Origin of the sequence: Campylobacter sp. BCW_6461 (assembly GCF_001762735.1) — a bacterium.
In the GTDB taxonomy this organism is placed as follows: Bacteria; Campylobacterota; Campylobacteria; order Campylobacterales; family Campylobacteraceae; genus Campylobacter_D; species Campylobacter_D jejuni.
The window spans coordinates 41,166-57,068 of sequence record NZ_MJXJ01000020.1 but is presented as its reverse complement, the minus strand read 5'-3'; the positions used below and the strand labels follow the sequence as shown (position 1 = coordinate 57,068).

Below are 15,903 nucleotides of genomic sequence, written 5' to 3'. Positions count from 1 at the left end.
AATGAAAAATAAAAAGATAATTTTAGCATCTTTTATGGTTTTATGTATGCTTTTGGGAATTTTATATTTTAAAAATGAACCTAAATATATAGATGAAAATCTTTATCAAAGTCTGTTAAGTCAAAATTTAATCCAAAAAGCTGTGATTGATAAAGACGAAATTTGGCTTAAGGCAGAAGGTGAAAATTACATAATTATAAAAGATGGCATAGATATAAAAACACTTTTATCAAAAGTTCCCGTAGAGGTTAAAAAAGATAATACGCTTTGGGTGTTTTTTGTTTTACTTATTTTTATTATCGCACTTTTTATAAGTCTTGGTTATTTTGCTCGTAAAAAAGAGTTGGCTAAATATCCAATATCAAATAAGAATCAAAATCACACTCAAGCTCAAAATTCAAATATAAATTTAGAAAGTTCCCATATAAAACCTGTGATTTCAAATATTACTTTTAATGATGTAGCAGGTGTTGATGAAGTTAAAATGGAGCTAAGCGAACTTGTGGATTTTTTACAAAATCCTGAAAAATATAAAGAATTTGGTGTAAAAATGCCAAAAGGTGTTTTAATGGTAGGCCCACCTGGTGTAGGAAAAACATTGATAGCAAAAGCAGTTGCAGGAGAAGCAGGGGTGCCATTTTTTTATCAAAGTGGTTCAAGTTTTGTTGAAATTTATGTAGGTATGGGTGCAAAAAGAGTTAGAGAGCTTTTTTCAAAAGCTAAAATGATGGCGCCTAGCATAGTTTTTATTGATGAAATAGATGCCGTAGGTAAGGCAAGAGGAGAAATGTCCAATGTTGAAAGAGATAGCACTTTAAATCAACTTTTAACTCAAATGGATGGTTTTGAGGACAATAGCGGGGTTATAGTTATAGCTGCGACAAATAAAATCGAACTTATGGATCCTGCTTTATTGCGTTCGGGGCGTTTTGATAGGAGAATTTTTTTATCTTTGCCTGATTTTAAGGATAGACTTAAAATTTTAGAAATTTATATGAAAGATAAAAACAATAATATCAATTTAAATAAAATCGCTAAAGCAAGCGTAGGTTTTAGTGGAGCAGGGCTTGAAACTTTGGTCAATGAAGCAGCAATTAATGCTTTAAGAAGAAATAGTGCTTTAGTTGAGGAAAGCGATTTTTATGCTGTATTAAATAAAGTTCTTTTAGGTAAGAAAAAGATTTTAAGTTTTAATAATGAAGAGAAGAAAATTCAAGCCACTTATCAAGCTGCAAAAGCTTTGAGTGCGTATTATTTTGACATAGGATTTGAAAAAATCACTCTCATTGAAGATCGTTTTAAAGAATATGAGCATAATATAAGATCAAAATCAGAGCTTATCAATCGTATAAAAGTTTATTTGGCTGGTTCTAGAGCCATGAGATTGATTTACAATGAAAGTTATACTAACTCGCAAGATGATTTTTTAAAGATTAAAGAATTGCTTGATTATATGTTGAGTTTTGATATGTTGAAAGAGTCAAATTTAAGTGAACAAAAAAAAGAAATGGATGAATTTTTAAATTCTATGAAGGATAAAATTTTAAAATTATCAGAGCTTTTGCTTGAAAAAGAAAAGATAGAATATAACGATGTTAAAGATATAATGCAGGTTTGATGATATGTTTAATCATCAAATTCTTTATATAAGATAGTTCCATTAAAATCTATAAGAATTTTTATATCGTTATCAAGTTTAATCTTATAATGGTTGATTTTTCTTTCAATTTCTCTAGCTTTTGTATTTGGAAATTCGTTTTTGATGATATTGGCTAAATTTTGAGGTAAAAAATCTAGATCAAAAGGAAAGGCTTTATTTTCAATTTCCTTCCAAGCTCCATCTATATCAAATTCAAGCTCTGTTCCATCGCTAAGATAGACTTCATAGGAATTTTTGTCTTTTTGCACGATCCCTATAGGCGCTTTGAAATTATGTTGTAAAAATTCTTTAGAAACATTCGGTAAATTATCAGCAGAAATTATTATATCAGCATTTAAAGATAAACTTAAAATAGTAATAATATTTAAAAATTTAATTTTCAATATTTTTCCTAAATTATTTTTTAGTAAAATTGTAAAGAATTTATGTGAATTTTATGTGAATTTTAAGACAATATTATAAAAAATAAAGGTTTTATATTTTGCTTACAATTTTTTTAATTTTTTTAAATATTTTATGTTATTTTTTGATTTCTTATGATTATTACAATATCCTTGGTTTGAATATTTTATTTTTTAATGGAGCTTATTGGCAGCTTTTAAGTTCAATGTTTTTACATGGAAATTTAACTCATCTTATATTAAATATGATAGTTTTGTTTCAATTTGGGCGTATGTTAGAAACTTATTTGGGTGCTTTGTGTTTTATTTTTATTTATTTTATTGGCGGATTGTTGTGCTCACTTTTAAGTGTTTTTTATGTGTATTTTGATTTTAAATATTTTGGAGAAAATATAAATGTCATAGGCGCTAGTGGTGCAATTTGTGTTTTAATGGGCTTTTATGCTGTTATTGATAAAAATAGCACAAAAGGACTTATAGTGGCAATTTTACTTATGAGTTTTGTGCCATTGCTTATGGGGGTAAATGTTGCTTGGTATGGTCATATTTTCGGGTTTATGTGTGGTTATATTTTAGCTAAAATAAAAGAGGTAAAATGAAAAAAATTTATATTATAAGACATGCAAAAGCAAGTAAGAGTGAAGACATCGATGATTTTGAAAGAAAACTTACTAAGAGTGGAAAGGAAGATTTAAAAAAACTTTTTAAAAATCTTGCTTCGCATGAAATTCATCCTGATTTGGTGCTATCAAGTCCTGCTGTTAGAACCGCTAAAACAGCGAAAAAAATAGCCAAATTTTATAATTTTGATAAAAATAGAATTTGTTTTGATGAAAGATTGTATCTTTGCAATGTTGAAAATTTGCTAAAAATTCTGCAAGATATTGATGATGAGTTTAATGAAGTATTTTTAGTGGGTCATAATCCTAGTTTAATGGAGCTTGGAGAGTTATTAAGTTCGCTATGTTTAGCTTCTTTTCCAACTTCTTCTATCTTGTGTTTAGAATTTGATATTAAGGAATTTAAAAATTTAAAAAAACATAGCGGAAAATTAGTTTTTTTTGAACATGTACGCAAGTTAAAAGAAGAAAAAGATCTGGGTTTTTAGTAAGGAGATTGACTCTTACTTCCAACCTTCTATATAATTTTTTAGTTTTCTTCCTACTTTAGGGTGTTTGAGTTTTTTTATAGCTGAGCTTTCTATTTGTCTCACTCTTTCTCGAGTGACATTAAGTTCCTTTCCAATTTCCTCTAAAGTTCTATCACTTTCATCATCCATTAAACCAAAACGCATACGAATTACCGCTTTTTCTCTATCGTTTAATTGATCTAAAACTTCATCAATTTGTTCTTTTAAATCATCCTTTAAGATATGATCCATTGGAGAAAGTGAATTTCTATCTTCAACAAAATCTCCAAATTTACCATCATCTTCATTTCCTATTGGAGCTTCAAGAGAAATTGGTTCTTTTGTGATTTTAATAACTTGTTTAACCTTATCTACGCTTAAACCTACTTCTTTAGCTATAACACTGACATCAGGTTCTTTTCCATCTTTTTGTAGATGTTCGCGGATAATTTTGTTAATTTGATTGATGGTTTCTATCATATGGATTGGAATTCTTATGGTTCTTGCTTGATCAGCTATAGCCCTTGAAATAGCTTGCCTGATCCACCAAGTTGCATAAGTGGAAAATTTATAACCCCTTTTGTATTCAAATTTATCCACAGCTTTCATCAAACCTATATTTCCTTCTTGGATAAGGTCTAAGAAAGGCAGACCACGATTTGTGTAGCGTTTAGCTATGCTTACAACAAGGCGCAAGTTTGATTTTGCCATTCTTCCTTTTGCTTCATCAGAGATTTTTTTACCGCGTTTAATTTGCTCCAAAATTTCTTTTAAGCGTGATTTTTCAAGATCAAAGCTTTTTTCACTGGCTTCTTTAGTTTGAAATAGTTTTTTAATTTCCATATAAGTGCTTACCATGGTTGTTTCTAAAGCTCGCTCTGTGATTTCTTCTTTGCTCAATTTTGTAATATCTTTTAAAATATCTGCATGGCGTTTTTTAAGTTCATCAGAAAACATAGGTAAGCGGTATTCTAAACGCTTAAGTTCTTTGTCAAATTCTTCATCACTTTTTAGTGCAGTTTCCATTGATTTTACGATTTCGCTAATAAGTTTTGAAGTAGGGCCTAGATCCATTAATTTTTCTTTTAAAATATTTTTTTTGAACGCAATGCTTAATTTATCTAAAAGTTCATCTCCGCTTTCTTTGTCTTTGGATGTTTTTAGCCAATCTTTTTTAGCTTTTTCTAGAGCTTTAAATTTTTCTATAACTTTTAAAGTTCTTTCATCTTCTTTTTTGCTGTTTTTTTTAGTATTTTCTTCATCTGATTCTAATTCTGTTTCGTTTTCTTCATCTTCATCTATATCAAGTTCATCAAGTTTATCATCACTTTTTTCTTCATCGTCAAAGCTTTTAAATAGTTCTTTTACCCTTCTTTCTCTGTTTATTAAAGGTTCTTTATAATCTAAAATAAAATCTATCAAATAAGGTACAGAACAAAAAGCATCAATGATAATATCTTCGCCAAGTTCTATTTTTTTGGAAATTTCAATTTCTTCATCTTTGTTTAATAAAGCAATTTGTCCCATTTCTCTTAAATACATACGAACAGGAGAGTCTGATCTGCTCCATTCTAATAAATCGTTTTCATTGGCTAAATCAAATTCGTTCTCAAGGCTTGTATCTTGGAGTTTTTGTTTTTCTTCTTGAAGTCTTTTTGCATCTTCTATGTTTTTCATTTGTGCAATTTCAGCTGCTGAAAAAAGTTGCACTTTGTGTTTTTTCATTAATGCTTGCACTTTTTTAGTGGTTGATGCACTTGGTTGTTTTGTAAGATATTTTACCAATTTTTCATATGTGATATAATCTTTTGCATTTTCTTGAAATAATTCTTCTAATTCAGCTTCTTGAGTTTTGGCGTTCATTGATTATCCTTGAAATTTATATAAGCTTTGGATTTTATCTAAAAATTGCTTAACTTTCTATATAAATCGGTTATTATGTTTATGATTTGAATATTTTTTCAAATTTTTCTAAAGCTCTGTTAAAATTATAATTTTTTCTTTTTAAGGTATAAAATTTACGCTTTAGGTCGATATTTTTTAATTTAATTTCATAAAGTGTTGAATTTTTTAATTCTTTTTCTATGCTTTTTTTGGAAAAAATAGAGATTGCTTTTTTTTGTAAAACAAGTTCTTTAATCGCAGCCATTCTATCAAGTTCAAGAAAAATATTAAGTTTTTTTGAGCTTGCACCAATTTCGTTTAAAAATTTATCCCTTAAGCCTGAGCCTACTTCTCTTAAAATCCACTTTTGTTCCAAAAGTTCATCGATATAAAATTCTTTTTCATTGAGTTTTTTATCACTTGTAGCTACTATAAGTTCATCATCTTGCCAAAAATTTATTTCTAAATTTTCATACTCCACTAAAGCTGGATCAAGTTCTGCTTCAATGATTGCAAATTCTATATTTCCGTTTTTTAGTAAATTTAAACATTCTTTTGAATTCTGCGTTTGAGAGCGAATTTCTATGTTTTTAAATTCTGCCTTAAAATCAAATAAAATAGGAGCTAAAAAATGTTCAGAAATGCTTTGAGTTGAGGCTATTTTTATTTCCCCTAAGAGCATACTTTCGTCGTTTAATTTTTCTAAGCTTTGGTAGTAGGCTTGTATAATTTTTAACCAATTTTTTCCTAGTTCTAAAGCTTTTGGTGTAGGTAAGAGTTTTTTTCCAAGTCTTTCAAATAAAATGCCATCAAATTTATTTTCTAAATTTTTAATTACTATTGAAACATTAGGTTGAGTTATGGAAAAATTGTTGGCTGTATGAGTTGGACTTTGAGTGTTTAAAAGATCTAAAAATATTTCCATATCTTTGATTTTCATGAGTGATTCCTTTATTTAATAAAAAAAATTTATTATAAAAATTAAAATAATATATTTCTATAATTTTAATAAAAAAAATATAATAACACAAAATTTACAAAAAGGAAAATAAATGAAAACAAGTTTTTTAGCACATAGCGTGGCTATAGTGCGATCAAATTTTAAGGGTTTGCTTTTTACTGCTTGTATAGTGATTTTTGCTATGTATCTTTCTAGTGTTCAAAGTATCAAAGATACCACTCATTTAGCAGCGACTGCTTTTGCTATTATCATAGGAGTGTTGCTTTCTCCTTGGTTTTTTAAATACCAGCATCATTTTCAAGCCGGAGTGCATTTTAGTGCGAAAAAACTTTTAAGACTTGGCATTGTTTTATATGGTTTTAATATCACTTTAACTGAGCTTTTAAGCGTAGGATTGAAAGGATTTTTGCTTTCTGCTATAGTGATATTTTTTGTTTTTATTATTGCTTTATTTGTGGGAACGAAAATTTTTAAACTCGATAAAGAAACTTCTATGCTTGTTGGAGCTGGAAGTGCGATTTGCGGTGCGGCAGCGGTTTTAGCACTAGAGTCAAGTTTGAAAAGTGATCCTTTTAAGGGAATTTTAGCTGTAGGTACGGTGGTGATTTTTGGACTTGTATTTATGTTCTTATATCCCATAGCTTTTTCTTTAAATCTTTTTCCTTTTTTTGATCAAAATGCTATGGGTGTTTTTATGGGAGCTACTTTGCATGAGGTGGCAAATGTCGCAGGTGCTGCTGAAATGGCAAAGGATATGGCAGGATTTGAGCAAGGTGCTTCTAATGTTGCAGTGATTATAAAAATGATGAGAGTGATTTTACTTGTGCCTTTTTTGCTTATAGTGACTTATTTTTTCGCTAAAAATCAACATTCAAGCAGTGGAAAAACTGCAAAAAGTATCACTATACCTTATTTTGCTTTTGCATTTTTAGGCATGATAGTTTTAAATACTTATTTAGCAAGCAAAGAAAGTATTTTAGGTATTGCTACGAGTGATATCATCTCTTTAGGTAAAACACTTTGTACTTTATGTATCGTTTTTGCTATGGCAGCTTTAGGCTTGCAAATTGACTTTAAAAAATTTTTAAAAAGTGGCTCTAGGGTATTTGGCTTGGCTTTTGTTTTAGGGCTTGTTTTGATTTTTGGAGGATATTTTTTAACCTTAGCTTTTAAAGGTATACTTTGGTAATAAAAATTATTTTTTATTTTAGAAAATTTTATTTTATTAATCAACTAAGAATATAATTTAATTCATTAATTAAATTTATTAAAAAGGAATAAAGATGAAAAAAATTCTTGTAAGTGTTTTAAGTTCTTGCTTGTTAGCTTCGGCTTTAAGTGCTGTATCTTTTAAAGAAGATAGTTTAAAGGTTTCTTTTGAAGGATATAAAACTAAAGATATGATAGGAACAAAAGGTGAATTTAAAAATGTAGAATATAAATTTTCTAAAAATATAAAGGATTTGGCAAGTTATCTTAAAGGCGCTAAAGCTACCATAAAGCCAAGCAATGCTTTTATGGGTGAAGGCAATGATATTATAACCAATAATATCACAAAAGTATTTTTCCCTGCTTTATTGGGAGATACGGATATTAAAGTTGTTTTTCAAGATGTGATTGCGGGTGAAAATAAAGGCGTTATTTCAGCAAAAATTACTATGGATAAAAAAAGTACTATTGTACCTTTAACTTATACCATCAAAGATAATAAATTTGAAGCTAAAGGACAACTTGATTTGCATACTTTTAAAAATGGTTCTAAAGCATTAAAAGCATTAAGCGATGTTGCTGCAGGACATGGTGGAATTTCTTGGCCTTTAGTGGATATCAGTTTTAATGCTGATTTAGCAGAATAAAAAGTAGCCTTAGGGCTACTTTAAAATACAATATCTTCTTAAATTATTTTCAAAAATTTCATAATCTTTTATATTTTCAAGTTCTTGATAAATTTCACTACCTTTCCATAAAATAAAAACTGTATTTTCATCTTTTAGATTTTTGCAAATTTCAAGCAAAGGCTTGACATCCATTAAGGCTCTTGAAGTGATGATATCAGCTTTAAAGGTATTCTTGTATTCTTGAACTTTTTTTTTGTAAATATGTAAATTTGGAAGTTCACATTCTATTTTTAATGTCCGCAAAAAGGCAGCTTTTTTGGGATTGGGTTCGAAAAGATGAAAATTGCTTTGCAGTAAAAAAGCTAAAAATACAGCTGGAAATCCTGCGCCACTTCCTATATCGGCAATATTTTTTGCTTTAGAAAAATCATAAAAATCTAAAATTTTAATACTATCAAAGATATTTTCATCTATATTTTTTAAATGAGTAAGATTGTGAATGCGGTTAAATTTAGATAATAATTCTTTATAAATTTTTACCTTTTCTTCAAAGTTTTTTAAATCGTAGTTTTGCAAAAAATCATAATCTTTAAAAATCATTTATTTAAGATGTCCCATTTGAGTTTGTTTTATGTTTAAATACTCTACATTAAAACGATTAGGTTCTATTAAAATCGGTATGCGTGTGATGATTTTTTCTTTGATAGAATCTAGCTTTTCAGGGTTATTTGTGAGTAAATTAACCTTAGAAATTTCATAGTGTTTGAGTATAAATTCTACAATTTCATAAGTTCTCTCATCGGCTTTAAAGCCAAGCTGATGATTTGCTTTAATCGTATCAAAACCTTTATCTTGTAAAGCATAAGCATTAACCTTGTTAAAAAGCCCTATACCCCTTCCTTCTTGCCTAAGATAAATCACCATTCCGCCATTCTTTTCTATATATTTTAGTGAAAATTCAAGCTGTTCCCCACAATCACACTTTAAACTTCCTAAAGCATCTCCTGTTAAGCACTCTGAATGAATTCTTAGATTGAGTGTGTCTTTTGGAGTATTTTTAAATATACATAAATGTTCTTTATCATTTTCTTTGAAACTTTGTATTTGGAAATTTCCCCATTTGCTAGGTAAATTCGCAATTTCTGAAATTTTTATTTTCATTTACTACTCTCTATAATCAAATTTATGTTAAGATTTTAGCAAAAAAAGGACAAAAAAATGTTTAAAAGATTTAGAAGATTAAGGCTTAATGAAAACTTAAGAGCCATGGTAAGAGAAAATTCTTTAAGTGTAAATGATTTGATTTATCCGCTTTTTGTGGTTAATGGAACGGGGATAAAAAAAGAAATTTCTTCTATGCCTGATGTGTTTCAAATGAGTTTAGATGAAATTTTAAAAGAGTGTCAAAATGTAGTTAATTTAGGCATTAAAGCCATTATACTTTTTGGCGTTTTGGAAAATGAGAAAAAAGACAGCTGTGGAAGCGATGCTTTAGATGATGAAGGGCTTGTTGCAAGAAGTATAAGAGAGATTAAGAAAAATTTTCCAGATCTTTTTATAATCAGTGATCTTTGTTTTTGTGAATACACAGATCACGGGCATTGTGGGATTATCGATCCAAAAACAAAAAGTGTGGATAATGATGTCACTTTAGAAATTTCAGCCAAACAAGCCTTAGTTCACGCAAGAGCAGGGGTAGATATGATAGCACCTAGTGGAATGATGGATGGTATTATCACTACTTTGCGCAAAGCTTTAGATAAAGAAGGTTTTGAAAATTTGCCTATAATGGCGTATTCTACTAAATTTGCTTCAAGTTATTATGGGCCATTTCGAGATGTAGCAGAATCAGCTCCAAGTTATGGAGATAGAAAAAGCTATCAAATGGATTTTGCTAATGGTAAAGAAGCTTTAGAAGAAAGCTTGGAAGATGAAGCACAAGGAGCTGATATTTTGATGGTAAAACCCGCTCTTGCTTATCTTGATGTGGTTAAAGAAATATCCCTTCATTCTAACTTGCCTTTGTGTGTTTATAATGTAAGCGGAGAGTATGCTATGTTAAAGGCAGCTAAAAATGCAGGAGTGATTGATTATGAAAAAGTTTTGTATGAAACTATGATAGCTTTTAAAAGAGCAGGGGCAAAGCTTATCATCACTTATCATGCCAAAGAATTAGCTAAAATGTTAAAAGGAGAAAAATGAAACATTTTTTAACTTTAAGAGATTTTTCTAAGGAGGAAATTTTAAGCCTTGTAAATCATGCTAGCGAGTTAAAAAAAGAGCCTAAAAAACTTTTACAAGATAAAACTTTAGCAATGATTTTTGAAAAAAACTCTACAAGAACAAGAATGGCCTTTGAATTAGCCATAACAGAGCTTGGCGGAAAGGCTTTATTTTTAAGTAGCAATGATTTACAACTTAGTCGTGGCGAGCCTGTAAAGGATACAGCTAGGGTGGTAGGGGCGATGGTTGATTTTGTGATGATGAGAGTCAATAAACATGAAACTTTACTCGAATTTGCAAGATATTCTAAAGCCCCTGTGATCAATGCTTTAAGCGAGCTTTATCACCCTACTCAGGTTTTAGGAGATTTGCTTACTATCAAAGAATGGAATAAGATGCAAAATGGTATAGCAAAAGTTGCTTTTATCGGAGATAGTAACAATATGTGCAATTCTTGGCTTATTGCGGCTGCGATTTTGGGCTTTGAATTTAGTATAGCTATACCAAAAAACTATAAAATTAGCCCTGAAATTTGGGAATTTGCTATGAAACAGGCTTTGATTTCAGGAGCTAAAATTTCCTTAAGTCATGATAAATTTGAAGCCTTAAAGGATAAAGATGTAGTCATTACCGATACTTGGGTTTCTATGGGTGAAGAGAATGAAAAAGAACGCAAGATTAAAGAATTTGAAGGATTTATGATTGATGAAAAGGCTATGAGCGTTGCCAATAAAGACGCGATATTGCTTCATTGTTTGCCTGCTTATAGGGGTTATGAAGTGAGTGAAGAAATTTTTGAAAAACATGCAGATGTGATTTTTGAAGAAGCAAGAAATCGCCTTTATGTGGTAAAAGCCTTGCTTTGCTTTTTGGATAATCAGAGAGGAAGAGAATGAAAGAGCTAGAAAAGTATAGCACTTGCTTAAAACGCATTGATGAATTTAGTCAAAATCTAGGAATAAAGAAAAAAGATAGAACGATTTTTAAAATGAAGCAAAGCGAGAATGAAAACGAAAAATGTTTAGTTCTTGAAAATGGAAGTTTTGATTCTCCTGAGCCTTGGTTTGTGATCGATGAAAACGATGAAATTCACACTTTGCTTTCTTTACAAAGTCTTAAGAATATACTTGAAAGTTTAAAACAAAGTCAAAAAGAGAATTTTGAATTGCGTTTAGAAAAGGCGATTTATCAACAAATTCCTGTAGATTTTAACGATGTTTGGACGGTTGCTATGGATGAGATCAAGCAAAAGGCGCAAAATGGCACCATGGAAGTTAGTATTGATCTTGAAAAATTAATTTCTAAAATCAAACAAGAGCATCCAAATTTATTTGTAGATATGCAAGCGATGATAGAAAGGGTAAACCAAAATGAGAGATTATAAAGCTTTTGTAAAATACTCTAAAGCAGGACCACGCTACACTTCTTATCCTACAGCAATAGAGTTTAATGCAAATTTCAAATACGAAGAATATATAGAAATTTTAAAAAAGCAAGATAGATCTTTATCGCTTTATTTTCATTTACCATTTTGTAGGAGTGCCTGTTATTTTTGTGGTTGCAATGTTATTTATACTGCAAAAGAAGAGAGTAAAGAAAGGTATTTAACTTATATTTTTAAAGAGCTTGATATTTTAAGTACTATTTTAGATACTAAAAGAGAAGTGGTGCAAATGCACTTTGGGGGCGGAACTCCAACTTTTTTTAGTGCTAAACAACTTCAAAATTTGATTTTAAAAATTAGATCTGTTTTTGGAAATTTTTCTAAAGATGCAGAGATTAGCTGTGAGATCGATCCGCGTTTTTTAAATGAGAAACAAGCCATAGTTTTAACGCAAAATAGCTTTAATCGTATCAGCTTTGGAGTGCAGGATTTTGATGAAAAAGTTCAAAAAGAAATTCATCGCATCCAGCCTTTTGAATTAACACAAAATGCTTTAAATCTTGTAAGAAATAAAGGCATAAAGTCTGTAAATATGGATTTAATTTATGGTTTGCCTTATCAAAATTTACAAAGCTTTACACAAACTTTAGAAAAAGTTATGCTTTTAAACCCTGATCGTTTGGCGATTTTTAATTACGCTCATGTGCCTTGGCTTAAGAAAAATATGAGAAAATTTGATGAAAATACCCTGCCAAGTCCTGATGTTAAACTTGAAATTTTAGAATTTTGTGAGAATTTTTTGAGTAAAAACGGCTATAAAATGATAGGAATGGATCATTTTGCAAAAGAAGATGATGAGCTTTTTAAAGCTTTAGAAAATGGAACTTTACATAGAAATTTCCAAGGTTATACCACCAAAGGCGGTGCTGATTTAGTCGGTGTTGGGCTTACAAGTATAGGTGAAGGACAAAGACATTATGCACAAAATTTCAAAGATATGTCAAGTTATGAAGCTGCATTAGATAGAGGAGTTTTGCCTTTTGAAAGAGGTGTAGTTTTAAGCGATGATGATGAGCTTAGAAAAGCAGTTATTATGGAGTTAATGGCAAATTTTAAGCTTGATATTAAGTCAATAGAAAAAGAATTTTGCATTGATTTTCAGGAGTATTTTAAAGAGGATTTAAGAGCTTTAGAAGAATACAAAGATTTTATTAATTTTGATGAAAATTTTATCAAAGTCAATGAAACAGGCGTTTTGCTTATAAGAAATATTGCCATGTGTTTTGATGCTTATATGAAAAACATTAGTGAAGATAAAAAAGTATTCTCAAAAACGGTGTAAGATGAAATTTAGTCAAATAAGTGATGCTTGTGTTAAATGTGGCAAATGTATACCTGTTTGTACTATACATGAAGAAAATCGCGATGAAATTACTAGTCCAAGAGGATTTTTAGATCTTTTAGCTGCTTATAAAGAGGGAAGTTTAGAACTTGATAAAGAAGCTAAGAAAGTTTTTGAATCTTGTTTTTTATGCACCAATTGTGTTGAAGTATGTCCAAGTAAATTAAGAGTAGATAATGCCATAGAAGAAGTTCGTTATGATATAGCTAAAAAATTTGGTATAGCTTGGTATAAAAAACTTATTTTTTTCTTTTTAAGAAGACGCAAAATTTTAGATTTGGTAGCTAAGCTTGGCTATGTGTTTCAAAGTTGTGCGTTTAAAATTCAAAATGAGAATGAAAATACAGGTATGAAGGCAAGATTTTCCATGCCTTTTGTTAAAAAGGGAAGATTACTTACAAGTTTTAATAAAAAAAGTTTCTTAAATTCTAATCCAAAATTTATCAATAATGATGGAGAAAAAACAATAGGTTTTTTTGTAGGTTGTTTGGCGAATTATTTTTACATAGATACGGCTAATGCAGTGCTTAAAATCGCTAAGGAATTAAAAATCAATGTGGATTTGATGAAAGAACAAGTGTGTTGTGGAGCGCCGCAATTTTTTACGGGTGATTTTAAAAGTGTTGAAGTTTTGGCTAAAAAAAATATTGAGTATTTTGAAAAAAAATTAGAAAAATTAGATGCTATTATAGTTCCTGAGGCCACTTGTTCGGCTATGTTAAAGATAGATTATGAACATTTTTTTATAATGCAAAATGATTTAGACTGGGCAAAACGCGCAAAATGTGTGTCATCTAAGATATATATGGCTAGCGAGTATTTTTATAAATTTACTTCTTTAGAAGAAATTTTAAAAACAAAAAATAAAATTAATTATAGCATTACTTATCACGATCCTTGCCATGCAAGAAAAATGCAAGGGGTTTTTAAAGAGCCAAGAGAACTTTTAAAAACAAATTATCATTTTGTAGAAATGAGTAATTCTAATACTTGTTGCGGTTTTGGCGGGGTGGGTATGCAAACGGATTATTATGATAGAGCCTTAAGTGTAGGGCTTAAAAAAGCACAAATGATCGATGAAAGTAAGGCTAGTGTGGTAAGTGCCGAGTGTTCAGCTTGCAGAATGCAAATTTCAAATGCATTAGAACAAAATTCAAGCAAGGTTGTTTTTGCTAGTCCTTTAGAACTTATAGCAAAAGCTTTGTGATGATGAAGATAGTATTTAAAGGCAAAAGTTCTGAATATGAAATTCAAAGATCGTGCTTTTGTGTTGATGCTTTTGTGATTAAAGATAAGATTGAAGAACGAGATGGTGTTGATTTTATTACTTCAAATGTAGATCTTTTGGAATTTAGTGATGACAGTTTTACTTTTGAAGAAATTGTAAAACATTTTAATATTTGTGATAGTGAAGATATGATTATCGTTGAAGATTTTGACATGAAATCAAACAAAGATAATCAAAACCAAGAAGATGATATAGAACACAACATCTTAAAATCCGAAAAAATAATACATGAAAACACAAAACAAACAAGTATGCAATTTAAAAATTTAAAATTTTTTTCAAGAATTTTTAAAAATGAAAATTTTCTTTCTGATTTTAAAGAAAGTAAGCAAGAAGTTGTTACTATCAAAAAACATGAAAAACTTGAAATTTTTAAAAATTTATCTCAAGAAGATCAAGAAATTAGCTTTGTTAAAATTGAAATTTTAAATTATGATAGCAATGAAGATAGTTTAAGCTTTAATCTTGATATATTTCCAAGCGGTATGAGCTATAAGTACGGAATTTTAAAAGGCTCTATGCATATTATTTTACAAGGTAAAACTTCTAGTACGATGCTTTTTCCGTTTTTAAAAAGTATGATTTATAAAAATAAAAGCGAAAATTCAAGTGAAAAAATTTTTACTTTAATGATAAATCAGAAAAAACACTATAAGCTTATCGCAAATCTTTCTTAGTTTTATTTTATTATATTTTCTATATTAGAGCGATTTTTTTCAATTAAAGAGCGATTTTTTTGAGTTGTTTCTTTAAGATCGGCTATATCTTCTTTCATATTTTGTATGTTTTGGTTGAGTAATTTTATCTTTTTTTCATAGCGAGTAACGATGATAAAGACTACAAATAAAAATATAATAATCAAAAAAATAAATGCTAAAAATTCCATATTTTTCCTTTTTAAAACTAGATTTTGAAATATATCATTTAAATACTTCAAAAAACTTTTACGGGTTTTTTTATTTTGTATTTTAGTTTTTTTATCTTTAAACTTATATATAAATTTTCAAAAAGTAACAAAAAAATATATAAAAAAATAATTAAATTAAAAAAATAATTAAAGATAATAAATATCTTATTTTTTCATGTTATATTTTAATAAATATCTAAAAAGGATTTTAATATGGAAAAATCACTTTTATTTCATTTTAGACGCATTGGAGTTGAATTTATCATTTTTAGTGTTTATGCTGTTTTTAGTATCTCTTGGGCAGCAACAGGGTCTTTAATGCCTTTGATTTCAAATGATCTTGCCCTAAATACTCAGCAAGCTACTTTAATCACTAGTATGATAGTAGTTGCGAAAATTTTTGGTGCTTATCTTGGATTATTTTTTAAAAGAAAAAATATCTCTTTTAAAATAATGCTATTGTCTGGAGGAGCGTGTATTTTTATATGCGGATTTTGTATGTTGTTTTTACAAAATTTAGTATTGATACAGATTTTTGCTGTGTTATCAGGCATTTTTTATTCTATGTGGTTTCCATTTTTCTTTAATCTACCTTCAGAATTAAAAAATTCCAACCCAAATCAAACTGCTTATATTATGAGTGCTTTTTGGAGTATTACCTTTGTTATACTATCATTTAACCTATGGGTAGTATCTTGGAGTGTTGATAAAACCCATAGTTTTACTTTGGGTTTTGTTTATATTTTTGCTTTGATTTTTATTTCAGCGATCTTAGCACAATTTGTTTTACCTAGAAGAGAAAATTTTATACAAGGAGAAAAATAGA

At 29.0% G+C, this 15,903-nt stretch carries 18 protein-coding genes; 12 read left to right on the top strand and 6 right to left on the bottom strand.

Going from position 1 to position 15,903, the window contains the following annotated elements:
- The first annotated feature begins 1 nt into the window (after nt 1).
- Complete coding sequence (locus AJ882_RS03360) at nt 2–1,618, top strand: AAA family ATPase (RefSeq protein WP_004308486.1); 1,617 nt, start codon at nt 2–4, stop codon at nt 1,616–1,618.
- 8 nt (nt 1,619–1,626) lie between these two features.
- On the opposite strand, the gene AJ882_RS03355 is transcribed toward AJ882_RS03360, so the two are convergent.
- Nucleotides 1,627–2,043: a PepSY-like domain-containing protein gene (locus AJ882_RS03355; protein ID WP_002853001.1), complete on the bottom strand. Its 417-nt coding sequence runs from the start codon at nt 2,041–2,043 to the stop codon at nt 1,627–1,629.
- Between the two features lie 98 nt (nt 2,044–2,141).
- Between AJ882_RS03355 and AJ882_RS03350 the strand changes: the two genes are divergently transcribed.
- Both AJ882_RS03350 and AJ882_RS03345 read left to right on the top strand, forming a co-directional pair.
- Nucleotides 2,142–2,660 (top strand): rhomboid family intramembrane serine protease, encoded by a 519-nt coding sequence (locus AJ882_RS03350; protein ID WP_002853058.1) that lies wholly within the window; start codon nt 2,142–2,144, stop codon nt 2,658–2,660.
- Complete coding sequence (locus tag AJ882_RS03345; RefSeq protein WP_002852934.1) at nt 2,657–3,169, top strand: SixA phosphatase family protein; 513 nt, start codon at nt 2,657–2,659, stop codon at nt 3,167–3,169. The genes AJ882_RS03350 and AJ882_RS03345 overlap by 4 nt, the downstream gene beginning before the upstream one ends.
- Nucleotides 3,170–3,184: 15 nt before the next feature.
- On the opposite strand, the gene rpoD is transcribed toward AJ882_RS03345, so the two are convergent.
- On the bottom strand, nt 3,185–5,053 hold the full coding sequence (gene rpoD / locus AJ882_RS03340; protein WP_002852997.1) for an RNA polymerase sigma factor RpoD: 1,869 nt from the start codon (nt 5,051–5,053) through the stop codon (nt 3,185–3,187).
- Nucleotides 5,054–5,132: 79 nt separating this feature from the next.
- Complete coding sequence (locus tag AJ882_RS03335) at nt 5,133–6,014, bottom strand: LysR family transcriptional regulator (protein ID WP_002855820.1); 882 nt, start codon at nt 6,012–6,014, stop codon at nt 5,133–5,135.
- 112 nt (nt 6,015–6,126) lie between these two features.
- Between AJ882_RS03335 and AJ882_RS03330 the strand changes: the two genes are divergently transcribed.
- Together AJ882_RS03330 and AJ882_RS03325 are read left to right on the top strand one after the other, a co-directional pair.
- A complete protein-coding gene (locus AJ882_RS03330) occupies nt 6,127–7,224 on the top strand; it encodes a YeiH family protein (protein ID WP_002853043.1) in 1,098 nt (365 codons plus the stop codon).
- A gap of 94 nt (nt 7,225–7,318) precedes the next feature.
- Nucleotides 7,319–7,891 (top strand): hypothetical protein, encoded by a 573-nt coding sequence (locus tag AJ882_RS03325; RefSeq protein WP_002859197.1) that lies wholly within the window; start codon nt 7,319–7,321, stop codon nt 7,889–7,891.
- A 15-nt stretch (nt 7,892–7,906) separates the two neighbouring features.
- Here the strand turns inward: AJ882_RS03325 and rsmG are convergent, their stop codons facing one another.
- Complete coding sequence (gene rsmG / locus AJ882_RS03320) at nt 7,907–8,473, bottom strand: 16S rRNA (guanine(527)-N(7))-methyltransferase RsmG (protein WP_004308485.1); 567 nt, start codon at nt 8,471–8,473, stop codon at nt 7,907–7,909.
- Complete coding sequence (ribA, locus tag AJ882_RS03315) at nt 8,474–9,034, bottom strand: GTP cyclohydrolase II (protein WP_002855920.1); 561 nt, start codon at nt 9,032–9,034, stop codon at nt 8,474–8,476.
- Nucleotides 9,035–9,091: 57 nt separating this feature from the next.
- Here ribA and hemB point away from each other — a divergent pair, with 57 nt between their 5' ends.
- Genes hemB through AJ882_RS03285 form a run of 6 tightly spaced genes read left to right on the top strand, consistent with a single transcriptional unit; the run spans nt 9,092 to nt 14,847 of the window.
- Entirely contained in the window at nt 9,092–10,075 is a 984-nt protein-coding gene (gene hemB / locus AJ882_RS03310) for a porphobilinogen synthase (protein ID WP_002859198.1), read from the top strand.
- The gene (gene argF / locus AJ882_RS03305; protein ID WP_002859199.1) at nt 10,072–10,992 is read left to right on the top strand and encodes an ornithine carbamoyltransferase; all 921 of its coding nucleotides are present in this window, start codon (nt 10,072–10,074) and stop codon (nt 10,990–10,992) included. Before hemB ends, argF begins: the two co-directional genes overlap by 4 nt.
- Nucleotides 10,989–11,480: a DUF2603 domain-containing protein gene (locus tag AJ882_RS03300; RefSeq protein ID WP_002853412.1), complete on the top strand. Its 492-nt coding sequence runs from the start codon at nt 10,989–10,991 to the stop codon at nt 11,478–11,480. Before argF ends, AJ882_RS03300 begins: the two co-directional genes overlap by 4 nt.
- Nucleotides 11,467–12,822, top strand: a complete 1,356-nt coding sequence (gene hemN / locus AJ882_RS03295; protein WP_014517257.1) for an oxygen-independent coproporphyrinogen III oxidase — start codon at nt 11,467–11,469, stop codon at nt 12,820–12,822. Before AJ882_RS03300 ends, hemN begins: the two co-directional genes overlap by 14 nt.
- 1 nt (nt 12,823) lies before the next feature.
- A complete protein-coding gene (locus AJ882_RS03290) occupies nt 12,824–14,089 on the top strand; it encodes a (Fe-S)-binding protein (protein ID WP_002860729.1) in 1,266 nt (421 codons plus the stop codon).
- Nucleotides 14,086–14,847: a DUF5416 family protein gene (locus AJ882_RS03285; RefSeq protein WP_011049828.1), complete on the top strand. Its 762-nt coding sequence runs from the start codon at nt 14,086–14,088 to the stop codon at nt 14,845–14,847. Before AJ882_RS03290 ends, AJ882_RS03285 begins: the two co-directional genes overlap by 4 nt.
- Before the next feature lie 2 nt (nt 14,848–14,849).
- Here AJ882_RS03285 and AJ882_RS03280 read toward each other — a convergent pair whose 3' ends face one another.
- A complete protein-coding gene (locus AJ882_RS03280) occupies nt 14,850–15,056 on the bottom strand; it encodes a membrane protein (protein ID WP_002853356.1) in 207 nt (68 codons plus the stop codon).
- A gap of 234 nt (nt 15,057–15,290) precedes the next feature.
- Here AJ882_RS03280 and AJ882_RS03270 point away from each other — a divergent pair, with 234 nt between their 5' ends.
- Nucleotides 15,291–15,902 (top strand): hypothetical protein, encoded by a 612-nt coding sequence (locus AJ882_RS03270; RefSeq protein WP_002860728.1) that lies wholly within the window; start codon nt 15,291–15,293, stop codon nt 15,900–15,902.
- The last annotated feature ends 1 nt before the right edge of the window (nt 15,903 follow it).